This window comes from Curvibacter sp. EU05-FHT14A10 (assembly GCF_058791075.1).
Genome location: NZ_JBYTDE010000009.1, coordinates 1 through 22,534 on the forward strand (window position 1 = coordinate 1; position 22,534 = coordinate 22,534).

Consider the following 22,534-nt stretch of genomic DNA (forward strand, 5'->3'; position numbering starts at 1 on the left):
TTTCTTTTGGGTACTTTGCTTTGGCGAAGCAAAGAAAAGTGCCTCGGCCGCCGGGACGAACCCCCGGCCTCCGCCCTCAAACAAAGAGCAGAAGCCACAGAGCGCAGCGGCAAGACAAAGCCTTCAATCAATGAACAAGGCAAACCATCCATTGCCACCCAAGGCAGACAAGCTCAGTGGCGAAGCCACATCACCCCAAACTCCTCAACAAATTAGCCAACTCAACAGCCGACTTGACATTCATCTTGTCAAACACCCGCGACCGGTGCACCTCCACCGTCCGCACACTGATGTCGAGCTGATCCGCAATCAACTTGTTAGGCAAGCCCTCCACCACCAGCCGCATCACATCGCGCTCCCGCTCGGTCAGCTCCGTCAGCCGCACCTGCAAGCCCCGGTGCTGCCGGTGTTGCGCCAGCACCTCGGCCGAGCGCTGCAGGGCCTGCTCGATGCGGTCGACCAGGGCATTGTCAGAAAACGGCTTTTCGCAGAAGTCGAAAGCCCCGCGCTTGACCGCATCGACCGCTGTCGGCACATCAGCATGGCCGGTCAGGAAGATCACCGGCATGGCCGCCTGCAGGCCGCGCTCGATCAGTTGGTCGAACAGCGCCAGCCCGCTCATGCCGGGCATGCGCACATCGAGCAGCAGACAGCAAGGGTGGCTGGGGGCCGGGCGCGAGCGCAGGGCGGCGTCAAACTGCTCGGCGCTTTCGAACACCTCGCTGAGCAGATGGCGCGAGCGCAGCAGCCAGGCCAGCGCGTCGCGCACTCCGGCGTCGTCATCCACAATGAAAACGGTGGCGTCGGGCGAGGGTTCCATGAGGATCGGTTCCGTCGGATCAGAAAAAGAAAACAGGGTGGCCGGCCGGCGCTCAGGCCGTGCTCACGGTCGCATTCAAAGCCGCGGCCGTGGGGCCTTTTTTCACCGGCAGGGTGAAGCTGAAGATGGTACCCCTTGGCGCCTGGCCCTCGAAGCCCAGGTAACCCCCATGCTGCTCGACCACGGTGCGGCACAGGCTCAGGCCCAGGCCCATGCCCTCGGCCTTGGTGGTGAAGAAAGGGGTGAAGAGTTGCTCGCCCACCTCTTTCGGGATGCCCGGCCCATGGTCGATGACACGCCACTCCAGCCAGCCGCTGGATTCGTTGGAGGCGGCCTTGCGGGCCTCGATGCGCAGCACCCGCTGGGCCAGCTCGCAAGGCTCCATGGCCTGCATGCCGTTGCGCGCCAGGTTCAGCAGCACCTGCTCGACCATGGTGCGGTCGCACAGCACCTCGGGCAGGCCCGGCTCGATGTCGGTGATCACGCGCACCCCGAGCTTGCGCGCCTGCAGCGTGACCAGGGGCATGATGGCTTCGAGCAGGGCCCGGGCGGCCACCGGCTCGCGGGCCTGGTCACGGCGGCGCACAAAATCGTGCACGCTCTTGATCACCCGGCCGGCACGTTCGGCCTGCTCGGCAATGCGGCGCAGGGCCATGTCCAGGTCAGGCGGGGCACTGGCCCCCTGGTGGCGCAGCAGGTTCATCGAGCCGGTGGCATAACTGGAGATGGCGGCCAGGGGCTGGTTGAGCTCGTGGCTGAGCAGCGAGGCCATCTCGCCCACCGTGGCCAGGCGGGCGGTGGCCTGCAGGCGTTCTTGCGAGGCACGCGACAGCTCTTCGATGCGGCGCTGTTCGCTGATGTCGAGAAAGGCACTCATCCAGCCGGTCTGCAAGCCCTGGGCGTTGATCAGGGGCGCCTCGATCACCAGCACCGGAAAGCGCGTGCCGTCCTTGCGCATGAAGACCGACTCGAAGCCCTCGCGCGGCGGCACATTGCCGGCCAGCCGGATGGCCTGACGCTGTTCGTACTCGGTGACCCGGTCGGGGGGCCAATAAGGCGCCGGCACACCGTGGCCCAACAGTTCCTCAGCGCTGAAACCGACCATCTGGCAGAAGGCCGGATTCACATAGGTGATGTGGCCTTGCAGATCACGCGCACGCAAGCCCGTGACCAGGGAGTCTTCCATGGCCTTGCGGAAGGCCAGGGCATCGGCCAGGTCGCGCTCGGCGGCCAGGCGCCGGCGCGTGTCCTTGGCCAGCAGCACCAGCACCGACACCAGGGCAATCGCCATGGCCGTGACCAGGGCCGTCATCACGTTGGGAAACAGGCTGGGCGCGCTGTGCCAGCTGTCCAGGCGCAGCACCAGGGTGTTGCCCGGCAGGTCCAGCAGTTGCTGGGCGGTGAACATGCGCACCCCGCGCCGTGCCGACCCGTGCAGGGCCAGGCGCGTGCCGTCGGCCTCGGTGAAGGAGATCTCCTGGCTGCGCGCCAGTTGGCGCCCCACCAGGTTGGCCAACACTTCCTGCAGGGCGTAGGTGGTCACCGCGTAGCCCGCGACCCGCCCCGAGGTGATCAGGGGCAGGCACATCTCGATCACTTCCAGGCCCAGACCGTCGTTGCTGGGCACGAAATACGAGCTGGAATAGGCCGGCCCATTGAAGCGCCGCGCATTGGCACAGGCCAGCGACACGTCGGTCTGCGCCCGCTCGCGTCCACCCTGGCCGTCCACGGCACCGCGGCCGAACAGGTTGCCGCGGTAGGGCGTGTCCACGTGGGCCAAGGGGCGCAGACCCGCGTCGCGCCACTCGATGCGCATGATTTCGCGGTGCTGGCGCAGCATCTCGGCGGCATCGATGGCCCAGGAGTTGGGGGTGGGGTTGCTGGACTGCAGCGCCTGCAGGCTTTGCACATTGCGCGTCAGCCCCCCGCGGATGTCGCTCAGGGCGTCCGAGGTGTCGCGCTCCAGGCGGCTTTGCACCTGGCTGGCCTCATAGCGCCCGGCCAAGTACACCATGATGCCCAGCATCACCAGCACCAGGGCAGCCAGCAACAGCCACAGCGTCCAGCGTCGCCAGCCCAGGGGCAGCAGGCGCGCCTGCCAACCGCGGGACCGCAAGGGCCCGGGGGGCGGAGCGAATTCGTCCGCGCTCACAGCACGCGGTGGCCCAGCGCGGGCAATTGCTGTCGCCAGGTGGTCAGTTGCTCGCGATCCAGCTCGCCCAACACCACGCCCACGCCCTGGGCCTGACAGGCCATCACCTGGCCCCAGGGGTTGACCAGCATCGAATGACCCCAGGTGCGGCGACCGTTTTCGTGTTCGCCCCCCTGGGCCGGCGCCAGCACATAGGCCAGGTTCTCGACGGCCCGGGCGCGCAGCAGCAGCTCCCAATGCGCCTCGCCGGTGGTCGCGGTGAACGCACTGGGCACCAGCAGCAGATCGGCGCCCTGCGCCGCGTAAGTGCGGTACAGCTCGGGAAAGCGCAGGTCATAGCAGACCGACAGGCCGATGCGCCAGCGCTGGCCATCGCGCGAGGGCAGGTCGAAGCACACGGGCTCGGTGCCGGCCTCAAGTACGCGCGATTCGTCGTAGCGTTCACGCCCGTTGTCGAAGCAGAACAGGTGGATCTTGTCGTAGCGGGCCACGGGCTCGCCCGCGGGCGACCAGACCAGGCTGCTGTTGCGCACGCGCTCGGGCTGGCCGGTGGACAGCGGCAGGGTGCCACCCACGATCCACAGGCCCAGGGTGCGTGCCTGCCGGGCCAGAAAGTCCTGGATCGGGCCGTGGCCGGGGGCCTCCTGCACGGCCAGCTTGTCGGTGTCGCGCCGGCCGAGCAGGCAAAAATACTCGGGCAACACGGCCAACTCGGCCCCGGCCTCGGCGGCCTGGGCCAGCAACAGGCCGGCCCGCTCCAGATTGGCCTGGACCGTGGTGGCGGACACCATCTGAAGGGCGGCGACTTTCATGGTTTGACTCCTGCGGGTGCCGGAACATTGACGGGGAGATTGTCGCGCGGGCCGCGGCTCTGGCGCACGATGCGCGGGTCGGTCCAGGTGCCATCGATGTGGAACTCCTGGGTGGCCGCTTCCATCAAGGGCTTGCGCAGGAACAACTGGGCCAGAAACGTGCCCAGGCCAATCGCCGGGTTGATGGCGGTGGCCACCAGCGAGGCCGTGCCGGCATTCACCTCGGGCACCACCACCACCTTGAGGTCTTGCGTCTCGCGGGCCAGGTCGGCCTTGCCCTCCATCAGCACCGCGGCATTCACGCCCTTCATCTGCAGGTTGTTGGTGCTGGCAATGCCTTGCTCGATGTGGGCGTCGCCGCGCACCAGGTCAAAGGCAAAGCCCTGGCTGAACACATCCCGGAAATCCAGCGTCAGACGCCGCGGCAGGGCCTGCAGACTGAGCACGCCCAGCAGCTTGGCCAGGCCCGGGTCGGCCTTCAGAAACTGGCCACCTTCAACCTGGATGCTGAGTTGCCCCGCCATGCTGGGGTAGTCGAGCGTGAGGGGTGAGCCCATCCAGGCCACCTGCCCCTCCAGCGGGCCATGACCCTGGCGCACCACACCGGGCATGCCCAGGCGGGTGAGCAACTGACCGGCATCGCGAATGTCAAAACGGAAGTTCATCACCGTGCGGCGGCGCTCGGACAGCAGGCGCGGCCCGACGGTGGGCAGGGGCAGGCTGGCCCAGTTGCCGGTGGCCGTGAGCGTGGCCTCAGGGGTGAGGATGTTGAACTTGTTCAGGCGCCACTCGCGCTGGGCGCCCTCACCGCCTCGGTTCACGGCTTCGATCTCGACGCGGCCCAGGCGCTTGCCGCGCAATTCGAAGTCGTCCACCACGATGTCAAGGGCCGGGATGCTGGTGGGTTGCTCGTCCAGCAGGGCCTCGACCTCGCTCTGGTTGCTTTGTGCCAGCTTGAGTCGCGACAGGCGAGCGAACAGCCGCCCCGCACCGGCGCTGCCCGGTGGCCGGTACTCCAGATAGCCATTGAGCTCGGTGGCGTCAAGGTTGGCACGCCACACCGAGCCCTCGCGCGAGCCCCCGACCACCACCTGGTGCAGGTTGCGGCCGTCAAACACCAGGGTGTCGGCGCGCACGGCCAGCGCATTGGGCAGGTAACTTTGGGCACTGGCCTCGCTGCCCGAAGACGCCACCCCGGTGGACCGGGCCGGGCCACCGGCGCGGGTGAGCGCATGCTCCCAGGCATCCAGATCCACCAGGGGCAGGTGCACGCTGGCCATCACGCCGCTGTCGGGCAGGGGGGCCGATTCGCCCGGCCCCAGCCCAACCGCGATGCTGCCCTGCAGCACACGGGCCTGGGGGCCGGCGATGTCGCGCACGTAATGGATCTGCACCTGGCGCCCCAGTTCAACCATCAACTGGTCGCGCAGCGGGCCCTGGAGTTGTGCCTCGCGCAGCAGGCTGTTGTCGAAGCGCAGCGGCATCACGGCATCGGCCGCCTTGCCCAGGGGCGCAGGCAGGTTCAAGGTCAGGCCCTGCAGGCTGCTTTGCACCTGGATCTCGGGCTGGCCACGGCGCATGCCCAGCACCAGGGAATACGGGGCACTGCCCGTGGCCTGGGCCGCCAGTCCGGCCACAAAGCCCAGCTCACCGGCCTGGCGCAGGCCTTCGGCGCTGAACGTGCCGTTGGCCCGCAACTGCAGCACCGGGTCGGGCGGCTGGGTGCCGACCGGCGGCGGGCGCATACCGCCCTCCAGCCGCACATCGCCGCCCAAGGCCCGGGCCAGCACCCCATTGAGCTGGAAGCCGGTGTCGGAGAACGCCACGCTGCCCCGCACCCGCGACAACTGGGGGGCCTGCGGCACCACCCGCAAATCGTTGCTGCCCGTGAACGTGACGCTGCCCTGCACCTTGCTGCGCTCGATCTGGGCAATTGGCAGCGCGAGCTTGAGTTTGACCTCGGCCGGCCCGGTGGCCACGGCCTGGGCCAGGGCCTGGTTGGTGATGCGGCTCAGCGGCGAGCTGTTGACGATGCCCAGGGCATCGGCCAGCGGCCCGCGCACGGTGGCGTCCACATCGACCACGGTGTGCATCAGGTCGGGGATGTCGGCCTCCACACGCACCACCTGCAGATCGGGCAGGCCGGCGAACTGGGCGGTGGCGCCCTTCACGTGCATGCTCTGGCGATCGAAGATCAGCTCGCCATTGAGGTGGGCCAGGGCCGGCCAGGGCGCGGCGCCCGCCGGCATCAGGCTTTTGGGCACATAGGCGAGGCCGGCCTCGCGCACCTGGGCGCTGATGCGAAACTCTCCCAGGCGCGGGTTGGCAAAGGGCAGATCGCGCAGATCGCCCTTGACGCGGAACTGCGCCCGTCCGATGCGGCCGGCCGTCACGGCCTCGCGCACGTAGTCGCGCACATCCTTGGGCAGGGCGCGCGGCAGGTAGCGGTAAACCCGTGTGGCATCAGCCTCGCTGAGGCTGGCCGTGAGGTCCAGCACGCCCGGGGAGCGGCCTCGCCCCGGCACCTTGCCCGGCTCGGCGCTGCGCCACTGAAACCGCCCTTCACCCCGCAGATCGGCATTGGCAAAGCGCAGATCGGCCACCTGGAGCGCCAGTTGCTCACCCTGCTGCTGCCACTGCAGCTGGGCCTGCAACTGGTCCACCGGCAGCAGGGGCTCGTCAAACACCGTGGGCAGCTCGACCTGGCCATTGGCCATCCTGACCGAGGCCTTGCCGCCGCCCTGGTTGAGGTCGAAGTCCAGGTCCAGGCCGGACACCCCAGGCAGCGAATCGTGCGCGGCCAGCGCCAGGCTGCTGGCCCGGCCCTTCAGGCTGTAGCGTTCGGGGGCATCGACCGGCCCCTGCCATTGGGCCTGCACCGACTCGACCAGCCCCCGCGGCGCCTGACCCTTGAGCAGGCGGTGCGCGGCCTCCCCCAGGGGCAGGCGGTTGGCGATCTGGCTCAGGGCGGCCAGGTCCAGCCGGTCGGCCCGCAGTTCGCCCTTGGCGCCGTGGCGCGGATCGGGCTGGGTGTAGCTGACAAACGCATTGCCGCCCGGCCAGCGCAAACCGTCGGCGGTCAGAAACTGCAGCCCAGTCGTCGAGGCATCAAAACCGCCCGCCAGTCGGTGCCCCCCCAGCCGCCCTTGCACCGACTTGAGGGCCAGGGGCTCCAGGTCGGGGGCAAACTGCACGTTCACATCAGACAAGGCCACATCGGCCACCGCGCCGGTGAACTGCCCCTTGGCCACATCCGCCCACAGACGCAGGGCGCCCTGACCGCTGGCCACTTCAAAACCCAGGTCGATCTGGCGGCGCAAGCGGGCGACATCGACCCGATCGAAGCTGCCGTACAACTGGCCGTTCCAGTCGCGCCAGTGCCCGCGATGCACGCTCAACAAGGGCTGGCGAAACTGCCCCATCAGGGTGAAACGCTCGCCCCAATCGGGCGGGGGCGTGCCGTCCAGCCGCATCAGGTGGCGGCGCGGGCTGTTGCGCAGCACCACGTTGACGTCGGACAGGCTCAAGGTTTCGGCTCCGCGCAGCTCGTCGCTCCAGTGCACGATGCCCGAGGCCACCACCAGCTCGGCCTGGGAAAAGACCCAGTCGCTGATGCGGTCATCGCCCGGGCTGGCCGGGTCGATCTCCAGGCCGGCGACGCGCAGCCGACCCTCACGGGTGCGGCGGATTTCCAGTTCGGGGCGTTCGATGTAGAGCTGCTGAAAACCCAGGTTCCACAGCGAGCGCGGCGAGAGTGCCGCCACCACCCGCGGCAGGATCAGCGCCTCGCGCCCTTCGCGGTCGGACAGCACCACGTCCTCCAGCTCGAAGGTGGGGATCAGGCCTTCACTGCGGGCGCTGATGTGACCGATGCGCACGGGAAGCCCCATGGCCCGGCTGGCCTGCCGCTCCAGTGCGGGGCGGAACTCTGCGATTCGGGGCACAATCCAGCCGTGCAGCGCCCCCCAGGACGCTGCCAGGATGAGCCAGAAGGCCAGCAACGCCCACAGGGCCCAGCGCGTCAAGGCTGAAAACAGCTTCAGCCCTCGCGAAGGAATGGGGATCGGGTCGTTCATGGCGCTTGTTGAATGTGGCAGGAATTATGACCCGCAGCGGAAACACGGTTTTTTGCGTACCCCGTGAAGTTTTGTTAATGAATGGGATGCCCGTCGGGCATTCCCCCGTCTGATCCGAGGGCCCATGAGCACACAGCCACTCTCCACCCAGTCCCGCCTGGTGCAGCGCCTGCACCGGCGCTACGCCGATCTGCTGCCCCTGCTGCCCCCGGGGCCCCCCACCCATGCCACCCTGCGCGAAGCGCTGCAGGCCCTGCGCCAGCGCTCGCTGGACACCGGCGCCGCCTTGCGGGTGTTGCGCCAGCTGGTGATGGAACGCCTGGTGGTGCTCGATTGCGACCGGCAGGCCAATCTGGCCACCATCACCCGTGGCATCACCGAGCTGGCCGAACTGGCCCTGGATGTGGCCTGCACCGAGGTGCAGGCCGAACTTGACAGCCGGCACGGCGCCCCCCTGGGCCCGGACGGCCAACGCGCCGAACTGTGGGTGATCGGCATGGGCAAGCTGGGTGCGCGTGAGCTCAATGTGTCCAGCGACATCGACCTGATCTATATCTACGACCACGACGGTGAGACCGCAGGCCTGCCCGATGGGCGCGGCCGACTGTCCAACCACGAGTATTTCGGCCGGGCGGTGAAGATGATCTTCGCCCTGGTCGGCGACACCACCGAGCACGGTTTCGTGTTCCGCGTCGACCTGGCGCTGCGCCCCAACGGCAACTCAGGCCCGGCGGCGGTGTCGCTGTCGGCGCTTGAGGAATACTTTCAGGTGCAGGGCCGCGAGTGGGAGCGCTTTGCCTGGCTCAAGAGCCGGGTCATCGCCCCGCGCAGCGCCCTGAGCGGCAGCGGCGTGCAAGCCCTGCGCGGCGTGGTGCTGCCCTTTGTGTTCCGGCGTTACCTGGACTACAGCGTGTTCGAGGCGCTGCGCACCCTGCACCGCCAGATCCGCGAGCATGCAGCGCGGCGCAGCGCCGGCCACCCGGCGCGCGCCAACGACGTCAAACTGTCGCGCGGTGGCATCCGCGAGATCGAGTTCACCGTGCAATTGCTGCAGGTGGTGCGCGGCGGCCAGTACCCCGAGCTGCGCTGTCGCCCCACCCTGGAAGCCTTGCAGCGCCTGGCCCATGCGGGCCTGATGCCCGCCGAAACCGCCAACGCCCTGGCCCGCGCCTATACCTTCCTGCGCCGGGTCGAGCACCGCATCCAGTTCCTCGACGACCAGCAGACCCACCTGCTGCCCACCCAGGACGAAGACCTGAACTGGATCGCGCACAGCCTGGGCTTTGCCGACTGCTGCCCCTTCCTGCACGAACTGGACGCCCACCGCGAGCTGGTGGCGCAAGAGTTCGACACCCTGCTGGGCCAGAGCGAAGAACGCAAGAGCTGCCGCGGCGGCAGTTGCGGCGCCAAGACCGGCGCCGTGCCGGCCGACATTGAAGGCCTGCTCGACAAACTGCCACCCGCCCTGCGCGAACGGGTGCAGGAGTGGCAAAACCACCCGCGCGTGCAGGCATTGCGCGAGGACGCCCGGGCGCGCCTGATCCGCCTGGTCCAGCGCAGCGCGGTGTGGGTGCGCGAAGACCGCGTGACCGAAGCCGCCGCGGTGCAGCTGATCAACTGGCTGGAGCCCCTGCTGCGGCGCGAAAGCTACCTGGCCATGCTGCTGGAGCGCCCGGCCGTGCACGAACGCCTGATGCACCTGCTGGGGGCGGCCCGTTGGCCGGCGCGCTACCTGCTGCAACACCCTGGCGTGATCGACGAACTGGCCAGCGACGCGATGCTGTCCGAACGCTTCTCGGCGGCCGACCTCAAGGACGAGCTGGCGCGCCGCGTGGGCTCGCTGCGTTCGACCGGCGAAGACGACGACGAAACCCTGCTCAACCTGCTGCGCCGCGCCCACCACGCCGAGGTGTTCCGCACCCTGGCGCGCGATGTGGAGGGCCGGCTCAGCGTCGAACAGGTGGCCGACGACCTGAGCTCGCTGGCCGACACCTTGCTGCAGATCACCGTGCGCTGGTGCTGGGAGCGGCTGAAAAACCGCCACCGCACCGACGCCGACCTGCCGCAGTTCGCCATCATTGGCTACGGCAAGCTGGGCGGCAAAGAGCTGGGCTATGGCAGCGACCTGGACATCGTGTTCGTCTACGAAGACGAGGACGAACGCGCCTCCGAGGTGTACTCGGCCTTTGTTCGCAAGCTGATCAACTGGCTGACCGTCAAGACCGCCGAAGGCGATCTGTTCGAGATCGACACCGCCTTGCGCCCCAACGGCAACTCGGGCCTGCTGGTGACCAGCTTCCAGGCCTACGCCAACTACCAGCAGCAGCGCGGCAGCAACACCGCCTGGACCTGGGAACACCAGGCCATGACGCGGGCCCGCTTCGTGCTGGGCAGCCCGGGCCTGCAGGCCCGCTTCGACGCGGTGCGCGAGGCCGTGATCACCGCGCCGCGCGATGCGGCCGCCCTGCGCGACGAGATCGTGAGCATGCGCGACCGCGTGCGCGGCGCCCACAAGGTGCGCAGCGGCCGCTTTGACGTCAAATACAGCCAGGGCGGCATGGTCGATGCCGAGTTCGCGGTGCAGTACCTGGTGCTGGCCCAATCGGCCAGCCACCCCGGGCTGCGCGACAACGTGGGCAACATCGCCCTGCTGCAGCGTGCCGAGGCCTGCGGCCTGCTGCCCGCCGGGGTGGGCGAGCGGGCGGCTGCGGCCTACCGCGAACTGCGCCGCATCCAGCACAAGGCCCGGCTCAACGACGAGCCCACCCAGGTCGAGCCGGAGCAGGTGGCGGCCGAGCGCGACGCCATCATGGCGCTGAGTGCGGCGGTGCTGGGCGGCTGAAGCCGCCCGGGCGCCCATGTGGGCGCTGGCGCGGGCTCAGGCCTCGGCAGCGATCTGGCGCAGCGCCTGCACAAACACCGCCGGCGGCTGGCCGCCTTGAATCAGGTGGCGGTCGTTCACGATCACCGCCGGCACCGAATGGATGCCAGCACCTTGGTAAAGCTGCTCCTGCGCCCGCACCTCGGCGGCAAACTCATCGCTGACCAGAATGGCCCGGGCCCGGGCCGCGTCCAGGCCCACGCCGGCGGCCAGCTGGATCAGCAGTTCGGCATCGGACGGGTTCTGCCCGTGACTGAAATAGGCTTCGAACAAGGCTTTCTTGAGCGCCAGCTGACGCCCCGGGCCCTCGCCCTCGGCCCAGTGCAGCAGGCGGTGCGCGTCGAAGGTGTTGTAGATGCGGGCCCGTGCGGCCATGTCAAAACGAAAGCCCACCGATTCGCCGCGCTGCCGGATCGCTTCGCGGTTGGCGGCGCTCTGCTCGGCGGTGGCGCCGTACTTCTGGGCCAGGTGCTCGGTGATGTCCTGCCCATCAGGCCCCATCTGGGGGTTGAGCTCGAAAGGCTGGAAATGCAGTTCGGCTTGCACGCTGCCCTGCAGTTCGTCCAGGGCCTGCTGCAGACCGTTGAGGCCAATGGCGCACCAGGGGCAGGACACGTCGGAGACGAAATCGATCTTCAAGGTGGCAGGGGCGGTGGTGTTCATGGCGCAGCTCGGGTTCAGGATGATGGGCGCATCGTAGGGGATTCGCCCGGCCTTTGCCTGGGTTAAGCTTTTGCCCCCATGCCTCAGACCCTCAGTGCCCCCGCCCACAGCGAACTGCTGATCAAGAAAAGCCGCTTCATCGGCTGCGTCCAGCCGATGAGCGACCGGGCCGCCGCCCAGGCCGTGGTGCAGCAATTGCGCCAGCAACACCCAGGCGCAGCCCATGTGTGCTGGGCCTTGCTGGCGGGCGGCCAGTCGGCGGCGGTGGACGATGGCGAGCCCGGCGGCACCGCGGGCCGACCGATGCTGGACGTGCTGCGCCACCAGGACCTGGAGGGCGTGCTGGCCACCGTGGTGCGTTACTACGGCGGCGTCAAGCTCGGGGCTGGTGGCCTGGTGCGCGCCTACACGGATGCGGTAGCCCAGGCCCTGCTGCAGGCGCCGAAAGTGACGCTGCAGAAGATGCGGGCACTGGCCTGCAGCGTGCCCTATGCGCTCGAAGGCACGGTGCGGCGTGAGCTGGAGCAGGCGGGCGCCACACTGGGCGAGGTGCAGCACGGCAGCGTGGTGACCCTGCATTTCAGCCTGCCCGAGACGGCCAGTGCCGCCCTGGTGGCGCGCCTCAACGAGCTGGGCCAGGGCCGTCTGGCCTGGGTCTCGGACTGAATCCACAGCCGGGTCGCAACGGCCCACCCGCCAGAGCGCGCGCACTGTGCTCAAATCCGCCGCCATGACACCCGCTTTCGTTCTGATCGGGCGCGCCCTGCTGGTCGTGTTGCCCCTGGCCCTGGCGGCCTGTGCCGCGCCCCTGGCCATGCCCCCGCTACCGACCAGCGCCCCCGAGCGTTGGACCGCCCCCTTGCCACACGGCGGCCAGCCCCAGGCGGTGGCCGACTGGTGGCGGCAATGGAACGACCCCGTGCTGCCAGGCCTGATCGAACAGGCCCAGGCCCTGAGCCCGGGCCTGGCCAGCGCCCAGGCACGGCTGGTCGAGGCGCGCACACAGCGCGTCGAGGCGGCTGCCAAGCTGCAACCGCTGCTCAGCGGCAATGCCAGCGTGAGCCGCGGCTACGCCACCGCGCTGGGCAGCGTGGCCACCATCGCCTCCGCCGGCCCGCAACTGAGCTGGGAGGCCGATCTGTTCGGCATGAACCGGGCGGCCCTGGCCGCCAGCGAGGCCCGGCTGCAAGGCGCCCGGGCCCAATGGCACGAGGCGCGCGTGAGCGTGGCAGCCGAGGTGGCCAGCCAGTACGCCCAATGGCGCCAATGCGGGGCCCAGGCCCGGCTGGCTGCCGCCGATGCCCGCTCACGCGAGGCGAGTGCCCGATGGATGGAACAGGCCCAACGGGCAGGCCTGCAGGCGCCCGCGGCACTGGCCCTGGCCGAGGCCAGCGCCGCCGAGGGCCGGCAACGCTGGCGCCAGCAACAGACCCTGTGCGAGGTGCAGGTGCGCGCCCTGGTGGCCCTGACCGGCCAGACGCCCGGCTTTTTCGACACCCTGCAAGACAGCGAGCCCCCCGCCCCGCCCGACACGCTGTTCAGCCTGGGCAGCCTGCCGGCCCGCGTACTGGAGCAACGCCCCGACGTGGTCCAGGCCACCCGCCAGTTGGCCGCCAACTGGGCCGAGGTGCAACAGGCCGATGCCGCGGGCTACCCGCAGCTGAGCCTGCAAGGATCGGTGAGCGCGCTGCGCCTGGACGCCCGGGGCAGCACCCAGCACCTGTCGACCTGGTCGCTGGGGCCGCTGAGCCTGAGCTTTCCGATCACCGACGGCGGGCGCCTGAAGGCCGAGCGGCAAGCCGCCCAGGCCCGCTACACCGAAGCCGTGGCCCTGTATCAGGCCCGGGTGCGCCAGGCCGTGCGCGAGGTGGAGGAAGCCCTGCTGAACCTGGCCTCGGCCCAGCAGCGTCGACACGACGCACAACTGGCCAGCCAAGGCTACGACAGCGTGTTGCAACACACCCAGACGCGCCAGCGCGCCGGCCTGGCCAGCCTGGCCGAAGTGGAAGAAGCCCGGCGCAGCGCCCTGGCCGCCCAGACCAGCCTGAGCACCCTGGCCTTGGAACGACAGCTGGCCTGGATCAACCTGTACCGTGCCGCCGGCGGCGGCTGGGACGGCAACACAAGCTTGCCCGCCCCCCCACCCGACGCCCCACCCGACATCACCGAAGAAGCCGCCGCCCCCGCGGGCCCGGCCCGCCCCGGCCCCGCCCTGTGAGACCCGACATGAACCGCCAACGACTCGCCGCCCTCGCGCTGGCCTGCCTGCCCTGCCTGCTGGGGCTGATCGCCCCTGGAGCCCAGGGCGCCGAGCCCGCCACGGCCCGCCCCGCCTTGACCGTGAGCACCACCCGCCCCAGCCAGGTGACCCTGCCGCTGCAGTTGCAAGCCAACGGCAACGTGGCCGCCTGGCAGGAAGCCCTCGTCAGCCTGGAGACGCAGGGGCTGCGCCTGACCCAGGTGCTGGTCAATGTGGGCGATACGGTACGCGCCGGCCAGGTGCTGGCGCGGCTGGCCGACGAGACGGTGCAGGCCGATCTGGCCCAGGCCCGCGCCGCACTGCTGGAGGCCGAAGCCAACGCCGACGAAGCCGTGGCCAATGCCAACCGCACACGACAGGTGCAGCCCGGCGGGGCCCTGAGTGAACAGCAGATCAGCCAGGCCCTGAGCACTGAGCGGGCCGCCCAGGCCCGCGTGCTGGCCGCCCGGGCCAGCGTGCAGGCCCAGGAACTGCGGCTGCGCCAGACCCAGGTGCTGGCCCCTGACAGCGGCGTGATCTCGGCCCGCAGTGCCACTGTGGGGGCGGTGCCCGCCAGCGGCACCGAGCTGTTCCGCCTGATCCGGCAGAACCGGCTGGAGTGGCGCGCCGAGGTGACCGCCGCCGAGCTGCCACGCCTGCGCCGTGGCACCCGAGTGCGCTTGGGCCTGCCCAGCGGGGCCCAGGTGCTGGGCGAGCTGCGCCAATTGGCCCCCACCATCGACCCGCAGACGCGCAACGCCCTGGTCTATGTGGACCTGAAGCCCCACCCCGAACTGCGTCCGGGGCTGTTTGCCCGCGGTGAGTTCGAGCTGGGCCAGAGCCCGGCCCTGACCCTGCCGCAGCAGGCGCTGGTGGTGCGCGACGGCTTCAGCTATGTGTTCGAGCTGGATGCCCAGCAGACCGTGCAGCAGCGCAAGGTCGAGACCGGGCGGCGCCAGGGTGAACAGGTGGAGCTGCTGCGTGGCCTGGCCCCCGGGGCCACGGTGGTGCTGCAGGGCGCCGGCTTTCTGAACCAGGGTGACCGGGTGCGGGTGAGCAACCCGCCGGCCCCCGGCACCACCGCCCCTCAGCGCTGAGGAAGCCGGTATGAATGTCTCCGCCTGGTCCATCCGTAACCCGATCCCGGCCCTGATGCTGTTCGTGCTGCTCACCTTCGGTGGGCTGGTGGCGTTCCAAAGCATGAAGGTGCAGAACTTTCCCGACATCGACCTGCCCACGGTGTCGGTGTCGGTGTCGCTGCCTGGGGCCGCGCCCGCCCAACTGGAAAACGACGTAGCGCGCAAGATCGAAAACAGCTTGGCCACGCTGCAGGGGCTCAAGCACCTCTACACCAAGGTGCAGGACGGCGGGGTCACCCTGACGGCCGAATTCCGCCTGGAAAAGCCAGTGCAGGAGGCGGTGGACGATGTGCGCTCGGCCGTCTCGCGCGTGCGGGCCGACCTGCCCGCCGATGTGCGCGACCCCATCGTCACCAAGATGGACCTGGCGGCCCAGCCCATCCTGGCCTACAGCGTGCGCAGCGCGGCGCTGGACGACGAGGCCCTGTCCTGGTTCGTGGACAACACCGTGGCGCGGCGCCTGCTGACGGTGCGCGGTGTGGGCGCGGTGAACCGGGTCGGGGGGGCCGAGCGGCAGATCCAGGTGACGTTGGACCCCCTGAAGCTGCAGGCCCTGGGGGTGACGGCGGCCGAGGTGTCGCGTCAGCTGCGCCAGGTGCAGGTGGAGAGCGCCGGCGGGCGCACCGACCTGGGCGGCGGCGAGCAGCCCGTGCGCACCCTGGCCACCGTGCAGGATGCCGCCGGGGTGGCCGCGCTGGCCCTGCCGCTGGGCGACGGCCGCCCGCTGCGCCTGAGCCAGTTGGCCCGGGTCAGCGACACCGTGGCCGAGCCCCGGGCCGCGGCCCTGCTGAATGGCCAGCCGGTGGTGGGCTTCGAGGTGGCACGCAGCCGCGGGGCCAGCGAGGTCGAGGTGGGGGCCGCGGTGCGCCAGGCCCTGGCCGCGCTGCGCGCCGAGCGGCCCGATGTCGAGATCACCGAGGCCTTCGACTTTGTGGCGCCGGTGCAGGATGAATACGACGGCTCGATGCACCTGCTGTACGAGGGCGCCCTGCTGGCGGTGGTGGTGGTGTGGCTGTTCCTGCGCGATGCCCGCGCCACCCTGGTGTCGGCGGTGGCACTGCCGCTGTCGGTGATTCCGGCCTTCATCGGCATGGCCTGGCTGGGCTTTTCGATCAACGTGATCACCCTGCTCGCGCTGTCGCTGGTGGTGGGCATCCTGGTGGACGACGCCATCGTCGAGGTGGAGAACATCGTGCGCCACCTGCGCATGGGCAAGAGCCCCTACCAGGCGGCCATGGAGGCGGCCGACGAGATCGGCCTGGCCGTGGTGGCCACCACCTTCACCCTGGTGGCGGTGTTCCTGCCCACGGCGTTCATGAGCGGCATCGCCGGGCGCTTCTTCAAGCAGTTCGGCTGGACCGCCGCGCTGGCGGTGCTGGCCTCGCTGCTGGTGGCACGGGTGCTCACGCCCATGATGGCGGCCTACCTGCTGCGGCCCCAGCCCGAGGCCGAGCCCGACCCGCGCTGGATGCGCCTGTACCTGCGCTGGGCCGCCTGGTGCCTGCGCCACCGCTGGGCCACGCTGGGTTTCACGCTGGCCTTTTTTGTGGGTTCGCTGGCGCTGATCCCGCTGCTGCCCACCGGCTTCATCCCGCCCGACGACAATTCGCAGACCCAGGTGTACCTGGAGCTGCCCCCGGGCAGCACGCTGGCCCAGACCCGGGCCGCGGCCGAAGAGGCCCGCCAGCGGGTGAGCGCCGTCTCCGAGGTGAAAAGCATCTACACCACGATCGGCGGTGGCAGCGCCGGTGGCGACCCCTTTGCGCCCCAGGGCGCCTCGGAGGTGCGCCGCGCCACCCTGACCCTGCAACTGGCCGAACGGGGTCAGCGCCCGCCCAAGCCGGTGCTGGAAAACCGCTTGCGCGCCGCGCTGGAGCCGCTGGCCGGCGTGCGCAGCAAGGTGGGCCTGGGCGGTTCGGGCGAGAAGTACATCCTGGTGCTGACGGGCGATGACCCGGCCGCCCTGCAGCAAGCCGCCCTGGCGGTGGAGAAAGACCTGCGCACCATTCCCGGCCTGGGCAGCGTGGCCTCCAGTGCCAGCCTGGTGCGGCCCGAGATCGCGGTGCGGCCCGACTTTGCCCGCGCCGCCGACCTGGGCGTGACCAGCACGGCCATCGCCGACACCCTGCGCATCGCCACCGTGGGCGACTACGAGTTGGGCCTGGCCAAACTCAACCTGGCCCAGCGCCAGGTGCCGATCGTGGTGCAACTGGAGCCCGCCGCCCGCCAGGACCTGGCGCTGCTGGGACGGCTGAGCGTGCCCGGCACCCGGGGCCCGGTGCTGCTGGACCAGGTGGCCACGCTGAGCGCCTCGGGCGGGCCCGCGGTGATCGACCGCTACGACCGCTCGCGCAATGTGAACTTCGAGATCGAACTCTCTGGCCTGCCCCTGGGCGACGTGGCCAAAGCCGTGCAGGCCCTGCCCGCCATGCGCCAACTGCCGCCCGGGGTGCACGTGGTGGAGGTCGGCGACGCCGAGGTGATGGGCGAGTTGTTTGCCAGTTTCGGCCTGGCCATGCTGACCGGGGTGTTGTGCATCTACATCGTGCTGGTGCTGCTGTTCAAGCACCTGCTGCACCCGGTGACGATCCTGGCGGCCCTGCCGCTGTCGCTGGGCGGCGCTTTTGTCGGGCTGCTGATGGCTCAAAAGAGCTTTTCGATGCCTTCGCTGATCGGTCTGATCATGCTGATGGGCATTGCCACCAAAAACTCGATCCTGCTGGTCGAATACGCCATCCTGGCGCGCCGCGAACACGGCATGAGCCGCCGCGAGGCCTTGCTGGACGCCTGCCACAAACGGGCCCGGCCCATCATCATGACCACCCTGGCCATGGGCGCGGGCATGCTGCCGATCGCCCTGGGCATGGGCGCGGCCGATGCCTCGTTCCGCTCGCCCATGGCAGTGGCCGTGATCGGCGGCTTGATCACCTCCACCCTGCTGAGCCTGCTGGTGATTCCGGCGGTCTTCACCACCCTGGATGACCTGGCACAGGGGCGCCCCTGGCGACGCCGACCGCAGCCCCCCAGCCCCGCGATCGATCAAAAAGAAGCGTAAACACCTGGGCAGGAGGCCGCTCATTTGTTACGAATACATACATAATTGATGACGCCTATGAAGCTCGTCAAGCTCGACCTCGAAACCATTCCGCTGGGTCATCCACTGCCTTTCATCCTGCGCAGTGCTACCGGCGTTCTGCTCGCCCAGAAGGGCTATGTGGTGCAGTCCAAGGATGAATTGCAGCAGATGGCCTTGCGCGGCATGAGCCTGTGCGTGGACACCGACGAGTCGGGCGAGAGCCACCGGGCCTACGTGGGCAAGCTGCACTCGATGGTGCGAGAGGGCAAGACCCTGGGCACCATCGCATCGACCCAGTTCGTGACCGACGGCAAGGGGCCGGACACCACCGCCCCGACCATCACGGACCCGACGGCGCGCCCGAACTGGCACGACATCCAGACCCGGGCCAGCAATGTGCTGCGTCAGCCCGAGAGCACCAGCTTCATGACGCGGCTGTTCCAGCTGCACGCCGACCTGACCCTGTTGACCCAGCGCCAGACCGATGCCACCTTGTTTGCGCTGATGCACTTGTCGGCCGGGGAAACCCGGCTCTACAGTGCCACCCACGCCATGCTGGTGTCGGTGGTGTGTATGCTGGCCGCCCGCACGGTCTTGCAGTGGTCCGAGGATCGGGTGAACAGCCTGGGCCTGTCCGCGCTGACCATGAACATCAGCATGACCGAACTGCAGGACCAATTGGCCCAGCAAAGCCTGCCTTTGAGTTCAGCCCAGGTCGAGGCCATCGACGGCCATTCGCAAAAGTCGGTGGACATGCTCATGAAGCTGGGCATTCAAGACCCGGACTGGCTGGAGGCGGTGCGGCATCACCACGATCGCAGCCCCGGCCCCCTGACCGGCCGCCCACCCGCCCAGCAGATGGCGCGGCTGATCCAGCGGGCCGACATCTTCGGCGCCCGCATGGCCCCGCGCGCCACCCGCTTTCCGCTGCCCAGCACGGCCGCCATGCAGGGCAGCTATTTCGACGAAGACAAGAAAGTGGACGAGGCCGGTGCCGCGCTGGTCAAGGCGGTGGGCATGTACGCCCCGGGCTCGTACGTGAAGCTGGCCTCGGGTGAAGTGGCCGTGGTGACACGGCGCGGTGCCACGCCCAGCACACCGCGTGTCAGCGTGGTGATCAGTCGGCAGGGCATGGCGATGGCCGAACCCCCACCACGTGACACGGCCCGGCCCGACTTCAAGATCTCCGCCGGGCTGCCCGCGCGCGAGGTGAAGGTCAAGCTGCCGCTGGAACGCCTGCTGACCCTGGTCTGAAAGCTGAAAAACAAAACGGCCCCGAGGGGCCGTTTTTCGCAGGGGACGGGGCTCAGGCCGGCTGGGCGCCAGCCGCGGGGCTGACCAGGGTGGCCGAGACCTCCTTGCGGTAGCGGTTGAGTTCCTGCACGGTCTTGAAGCTGCGGTCCAGCAGCAGGCTCATGTTGTGCAGGATGCGGTCGACCACCTTGGTTTCCCACACGGCATCGAAGTTGATCTGACTGTCGAGCCAGGTCTCCAGCCACTCGGGGTTGGGCAGGCGGCTCTGGATGGTGTCACGTGGGAACAGCTGCTTGTTGACGTGCAGGTTGGTGGGGTGCAGCGCCTGGGCGGTGCGGCGGGCGCTGGCCATCAGCACCCCCACCTTGGCGAAGGCGGCCTTGGCTTCGTTGCCGAAGTTGTTGATGGCGCGCTTCATGTAGCGCAGGTAAGCGCCACCGTGGCGGGCTTCGTCCTGGCTGAGGGTGGTGTAGATCTGCTTGATCACCGGCTCGGTGTGCCATTCGGCCGCACGGCGGTACCAGTGGTTGAGGCGGATCTCGCCGCAGAAGTGCAGCATCAGGGTTTCCAGGGCGGGGGCCGGATCGAACTCGAAGCGGATCTCGTGCAGCTCTTGCTCGGTGGGCACCAGGTCGGGCCGGAAGCGACGCAGGTATTCCATCAGGACCAGCGAGTGCTTTTGCTCTTCAAAGAACCAGATCGACATGAAGGCCGAAAAGTCGCTGTCACCCCGGTTGTCGCGCAGGAACATCTCGGTGGCCGGCAGCGCAGCCCACTCGGTGATGGCGTTCATCTTGATGGTCTGGGCCTGCTCATCCGACAGCTGCGAAGCGTCGAATTGGTCCCAGGGGATGTCCTTGTCCATGTCCCAGCGGACGGATTCGAGTTGTTTGAAAAGTTCGGGGTAAAGCATGCTGTCTTTCGTGAATCGCTCGGATTTTAAGGGAGGGGCCTCAAAAACCTTCACAAATCATCGAGGTGATCAAGGACATGATTGGCCTTTTCAGTTATGGCAATGCGCTCGGCAGGCGGCAGCCGGGCCAGGCTGCGCGCCATCAGCGCCATGCGGGGATGGGCCTTGAAATCCGCTTCATGGCGCAGCAAAAACCGCCAATAGAGCACGGTGACCGGACAGGCGGTATCGCCCGTGCGCAGTGCAGGGTCATACGGGCAGTTGCCACAGTAGTTGCTCATGCGCTGGATGTATTGCCCGCTGGCGATGTAGGGTTTGCTGGTGAAGCGCCCGCCGCAGGCGTTCAGCGCCATGCCCAAGGTGTTGGGCAGTTCCACCCACTCGACCGCATCGACGTACATGGCCAGGTACCAGTCGCCGACTTGGCGCGGCTCGATCTCGGACAGCAGCGCGAACTGGCCGGTGACCATCAGGCGCTGGATGTGGTGCGCATAACCGTGGGCCAGGGTCTGCTGCACCACCTCGCGCATGCAGGCCATGCGGGTGTCACCGCTCCAGTACCAGGCCGGCAGGCCACGCTGGTGGCCCCAGTGGTTGGACTGGGCGAGTTGCGGCATGTCGAGCCAGTAAACCCCGCGGATGAACTCGCGCCAGCCCAGCACCTGGCGCACAAAGCCTTCGACACTGGCCAAGGGCAGGTGATGCTCCCGCCAGGCGGCCTCGGCCGCCGCCAGCACCTCGCGCGGGTCCAGCAGGTGCAGATTCAAAGCCACCGACAGCAGCGAGTGCCAGCCCCACGGCGTGGCGGTCCACAAGGCGTCCTGATGCGGCCCGAAATGAGCCAGCCGCACCGAGACAAAACGCTCCAGCGCCTCCAGCGCCTGTTCGCGCGTGACCGGCCAGCCAAAATGCGCCAGCGAGCCGGGGTGATCGGGAAAGTGCTTTTCGACCAGCGCGATCACCTGCACGGTGATGCGATCGGGCTCAAAAAACTCGGGCTCGGGAATGGCGCCCGGGCCGCTGGCCGGGTAGCCACGGCGGTTCTCGACATCGAAGTTCCATTGCCCGCCCGCCGGGTCGCGCCCGTTCATGAGCACCCGGTGACGCCGGCGCATGTCGCGGTAGAAGAGCTCCTGGCGCAGCTCTTTCTTGCCCAGCGCCCAGCGGGCGAACTCGGCGCGCGAGCACATGAAATGAGGGTCAGGCAGCACCTCGAGCGCCAGTTGGGCGGCATGGGCCACCCTGCGCACGTCTTCCAAGGTGCGCCATTCTCCGGGCTCGCACAGGCGCAGTGTCTCGGGCCGCAGGGCCTGCAAAACCCGCAGGGCGCGACCGTCGAGGTCAGGCGTTTCGGGCTGCTCGTCCAGGCGCACATAGGTGTAGGCCCAACCGCGGCGATGCACCTCGTTGCAGAAGTGACGCATGGCCGACAGGAACAGCGCAATGCGTGCCTTGTGGCTCCAGACCACCGAGGCCTCGCCCGGCGCCTCGACCATCAGAACATGGTCACAGGCAGGGTCGAAATCACGCAGGGCCGGGTGGCCGAACCAGAGCTGATCGCCCAACACCCAGACCACCCGTCGCGGGTGGGTCCAGGCGGGGCCGGAGCGGTCATGGGTCATGGTCATCTGGAACAAAAACAGGGGACAGCACGGATCCGGGAAAAACCCGACTGGCAAAATGGTGTCAAGAATACTGTTTAGTATCGGTCAAATACACTTCAGTACAAATTCAAAACCCTTCGGGGTCGGTCACAGACGATTGTGTCCTGATCGCCACCGATTCCGGCCCAGGAGGCCCCATGAAAAAACTGTTTTCCAAGCTGCTGCCAGGGCTGGCCCTGGGCCTGATCACGGTGCTCGCGATGCCGGCAGCCCGGGCGGCGACGGCGGCACCAGCGGCCCCGAACCCCGGTGCCGCGTCCAGTTGCCCGGCCACCTTGCAACACACCTTTGCCCGCCTGCAAGACGAAAAGCCCCAGTCGCTGTGCCAGTACGCCGGCAAGGTGGTGCTGGTGGTGAACACCGCCAGTTACTGCGGTTTCACCGGGCAGTACAAGGGCCTGGAGGCGCTGTACGCACGATACAAGGACCAGGGGCTGGTGGTGCTGGGCTTTCCGTCGAATGACTTTGCCCAGGAAACCGGCGACAACAAGCAGATCGCCGACTTCTGCGAAAACACCTTCGGGGTGAAGTTCCCCATGTTTGCCAAAAGCAGCGTGACCGGGGCCGACGCATCGCCCTTCTTCAAGCAACTGGCCGAGTTGTCAGGCCAGAAGCCGCGCTGGAACTTCTACAAATACCTGCTGGGGCGCGATGGCCGCGTGGTGGCCAGCTACTCCAGCATGAGCGGCCCCGATGACAAGGCTTTGATCAAGGCCTTGCAGCACGAGTTGCAGGCGCACTGAGACCCGGAGGAACACATGTCTTGTCTTTACGGGAATTTACGTTTTCAGCCCTGGAACTTTTCTGGGAAGTCCCCACTCTATCGGGCACTGAGAACTTCTGGT

15 protein-coding genes are annotated in these 22,534 nt (G+C 68.5%); 8 read left to right on the forward strand and 7 right to left on the reverse strand.

The window, feature by feature from the left end; all coding sequences use genetic code 11:
* Positions 1 to 216: hypothetical protein (locus tag AC3WUT_RS17935; RefSeq protein WP_492348441.1), on the forward strand; the 216-nt coding region annotated here is incomplete at its 5' end.
* On the opposite strand, the gene AC3WUT_RS17940 is transcribed toward AC3WUT_RS17935, so the two are convergent.
* From AC3WUT_RS17940 to AC3WUT_RS17955, 4 genes are read right to left on the reverse strand one after another with little or no spacing between them, the layout of a single operon-like run.
* A complete protein-coding gene (locus tag AC3WUT_RS17940; protein ID WP_027474691.1) occupies positions 191 to 820 on the reverse strand; it encodes a response regulator transcription factor in 630 nt (209 codons plus the stop codon). The two genes, AC3WUT_RS17935 and AC3WUT_RS17940, sit on opposite strands and share 26 nt — an antisense overlap.
* A 52-nt stretch (positions 821 to 872) precedes the next feature.
* Positions 873 to 2,936, reverse strand: coding sequence for a two-component system sensor histidine kinase NtrB (locus tag AC3WUT_RS17945; RefSeq protein WP_492348442.1), 2,064 nt, complete (start codon positions 2,934 to 2,936; stop codon positions 873 to 875).
* Positions 2,937 to 2,968: 32 nt separating this feature from the next.
* Positions 2,969 to 3,784, reverse strand: a complete 816-nt coding sequence (locus AC3WUT_RS17950) for a carbon-nitrogen hydrolase family protein (protein WP_492348443.1) — start codon at positions 3,782 to 3,784, stop codon at positions 2,969 to 2,971.
* Complete coding sequence (locus AC3WUT_RS17955; RefSeq protein WP_492348444.1) at positions 3,781 to 7,860, reverse strand: YhdP family protein; 4,080 nt, start codon at positions 7,858 to 7,860, stop codon at positions 3,781 to 3,783. The genes AC3WUT_RS17950 and AC3WUT_RS17955 overlap by 4 nt, the downstream gene beginning before the upstream one ends.
* A 124-nt stretch (positions 7,861 to 7,984) precedes the next feature.
* On the opposite strand from AC3WUT_RS17955, the gene glnE reads away from it, so the two are divergent.
* The gene (gene glnE, locus AC3WUT_RS17960; RefSeq protein ID WP_492348445.1) at positions 7,985 to 10,702 is read left to right on the forward strand and encodes a bifunctional [glutamate--ammonia ligase]-adenylyl-L-tyrosine phosphorylase/[glutamate--ammonia-ligase] adenylyltransferase; all 2,718 of its coding nucleotides are present in this window, start codon (positions 7,985 to 7,987) and stop codon (positions 10,700 to 10,702) included.
* A gap of 36 nt (positions 10,703 to 10,738) precedes the next feature.
* Here the strand turns inward: glnE and AC3WUT_RS17965 are convergent, their stop codons facing one another.
* Positions 10,739 to 11,404: a DsbA family oxidoreductase gene (locus AC3WUT_RS17965; RefSeq protein ID WP_492348446.1), complete on the reverse strand. Its 666-nt coding sequence runs from the start codon at positions 11,402 to 11,404 to the stop codon at positions 10,739 to 10,741.
* A gap of 78 nt (positions 11,405 to 11,482) precedes the next feature.
* Between AC3WUT_RS17965 and AC3WUT_RS17970 the strand changes: the two genes are divergently transcribed.
* The 5 genes from AC3WUT_RS17970 (at position 11,483) to AC3WUT_RS17990 (ending at position 19,112) form a co-directional block, all read left to right on the forward strand.
* Positions 11,483 to 12,070 carry an IMPACT family protein gene (locus tag AC3WUT_RS17970; protein ID WP_492348447.1) on the forward strand — a complete coding sequence of 196 codons (588 nt, stop codon included), beginning with the start codon at positions 11,483 to 11,485 and terminating at the stop codon, positions 12,068 to 12,070.
* A 64-nt stretch (positions 12,071 to 12,134) separates the two neighbouring features.
* A complete protein-coding gene (locus AC3WUT_RS17975) occupies positions 12,135 to 13,622 on the forward strand; it encodes an efflux transporter outer membrane subunit (RefSeq protein ID WP_492348448.1) in 1,488 nt (495 codons plus the stop codon).
* A gap of 8 nt (positions 13,623 to 13,630) precedes the next feature.
* A complete protein-coding gene (locus tag AC3WUT_RS17980) occupies positions 13,631 to 14,740 on the forward strand; it encodes an efflux RND transporter periplasmic adaptor subunit (RefSeq protein WP_492348449.1) in 1,110 nt (369 codons plus the stop codon).
* A 10-nt stretch (positions 14,741 to 14,750) separates the two neighbouring features.
* The gene (locus tag AC3WUT_RS17985) at positions 14,751 to 17,837 is read left to right on the forward strand and encodes an efflux RND transporter permease subunit (RefSeq protein WP_492348450.1); all 3,087 of its coding nucleotides are present in this window, start codon (positions 14,751 to 14,753) and stop codon (positions 17,835 to 17,837) included.
* A gap of 57 nt (positions 17,838 to 17,894) precedes the next feature.
* Positions 17,895 to 19,112, forward strand: coding sequence for an HD-GYP domain-containing protein (locus AC3WUT_RS17990; protein WP_492348451.1), 1,218 nt, complete (start codon positions 17,895 to 17,897; stop codon positions 19,110 to 19,112).
* 52 nt (positions 19,113 to 19,164) lie between these two features.
* Here AC3WUT_RS17990 and AC3WUT_RS17995 read toward each other — a convergent pair whose 3' ends face one another.
* Complete coding sequence (locus AC3WUT_RS17995) at positions 19,165 to 20,025, reverse strand: ferritin family protein (protein ID WP_492348452.1); 861 nt, start codon at positions 20,023 to 20,025, stop codon at positions 19,165 to 19,167.
* 50 nt (positions 20,026 to 20,075) lie between these two features.
* Positions 20,076 to 21,647, reverse strand: coding sequence for a cryptochrome/photolyase family protein (locus AC3WUT_RS18000; protein ID WP_492348453.1), 1,572 nt, complete (start codon positions 21,645 to 21,647; stop codon positions 20,076 to 20,078).
* Positions 21,648 to 21,826: 179 nt separating this feature from the next.
* Between AC3WUT_RS18000 and AC3WUT_RS18005 the strand changes: the two genes are divergently transcribed.
* A complete protein-coding gene (locus AC3WUT_RS18005; RefSeq protein ID WP_492348454.1) occupies positions 21,827 to 22,432 on the forward strand; it encodes a glutathione peroxidase in 606 nt (201 codons plus the stop codon).
* Positions 22,433 to 22,534 lie beyond the last annotated feature (102 nt).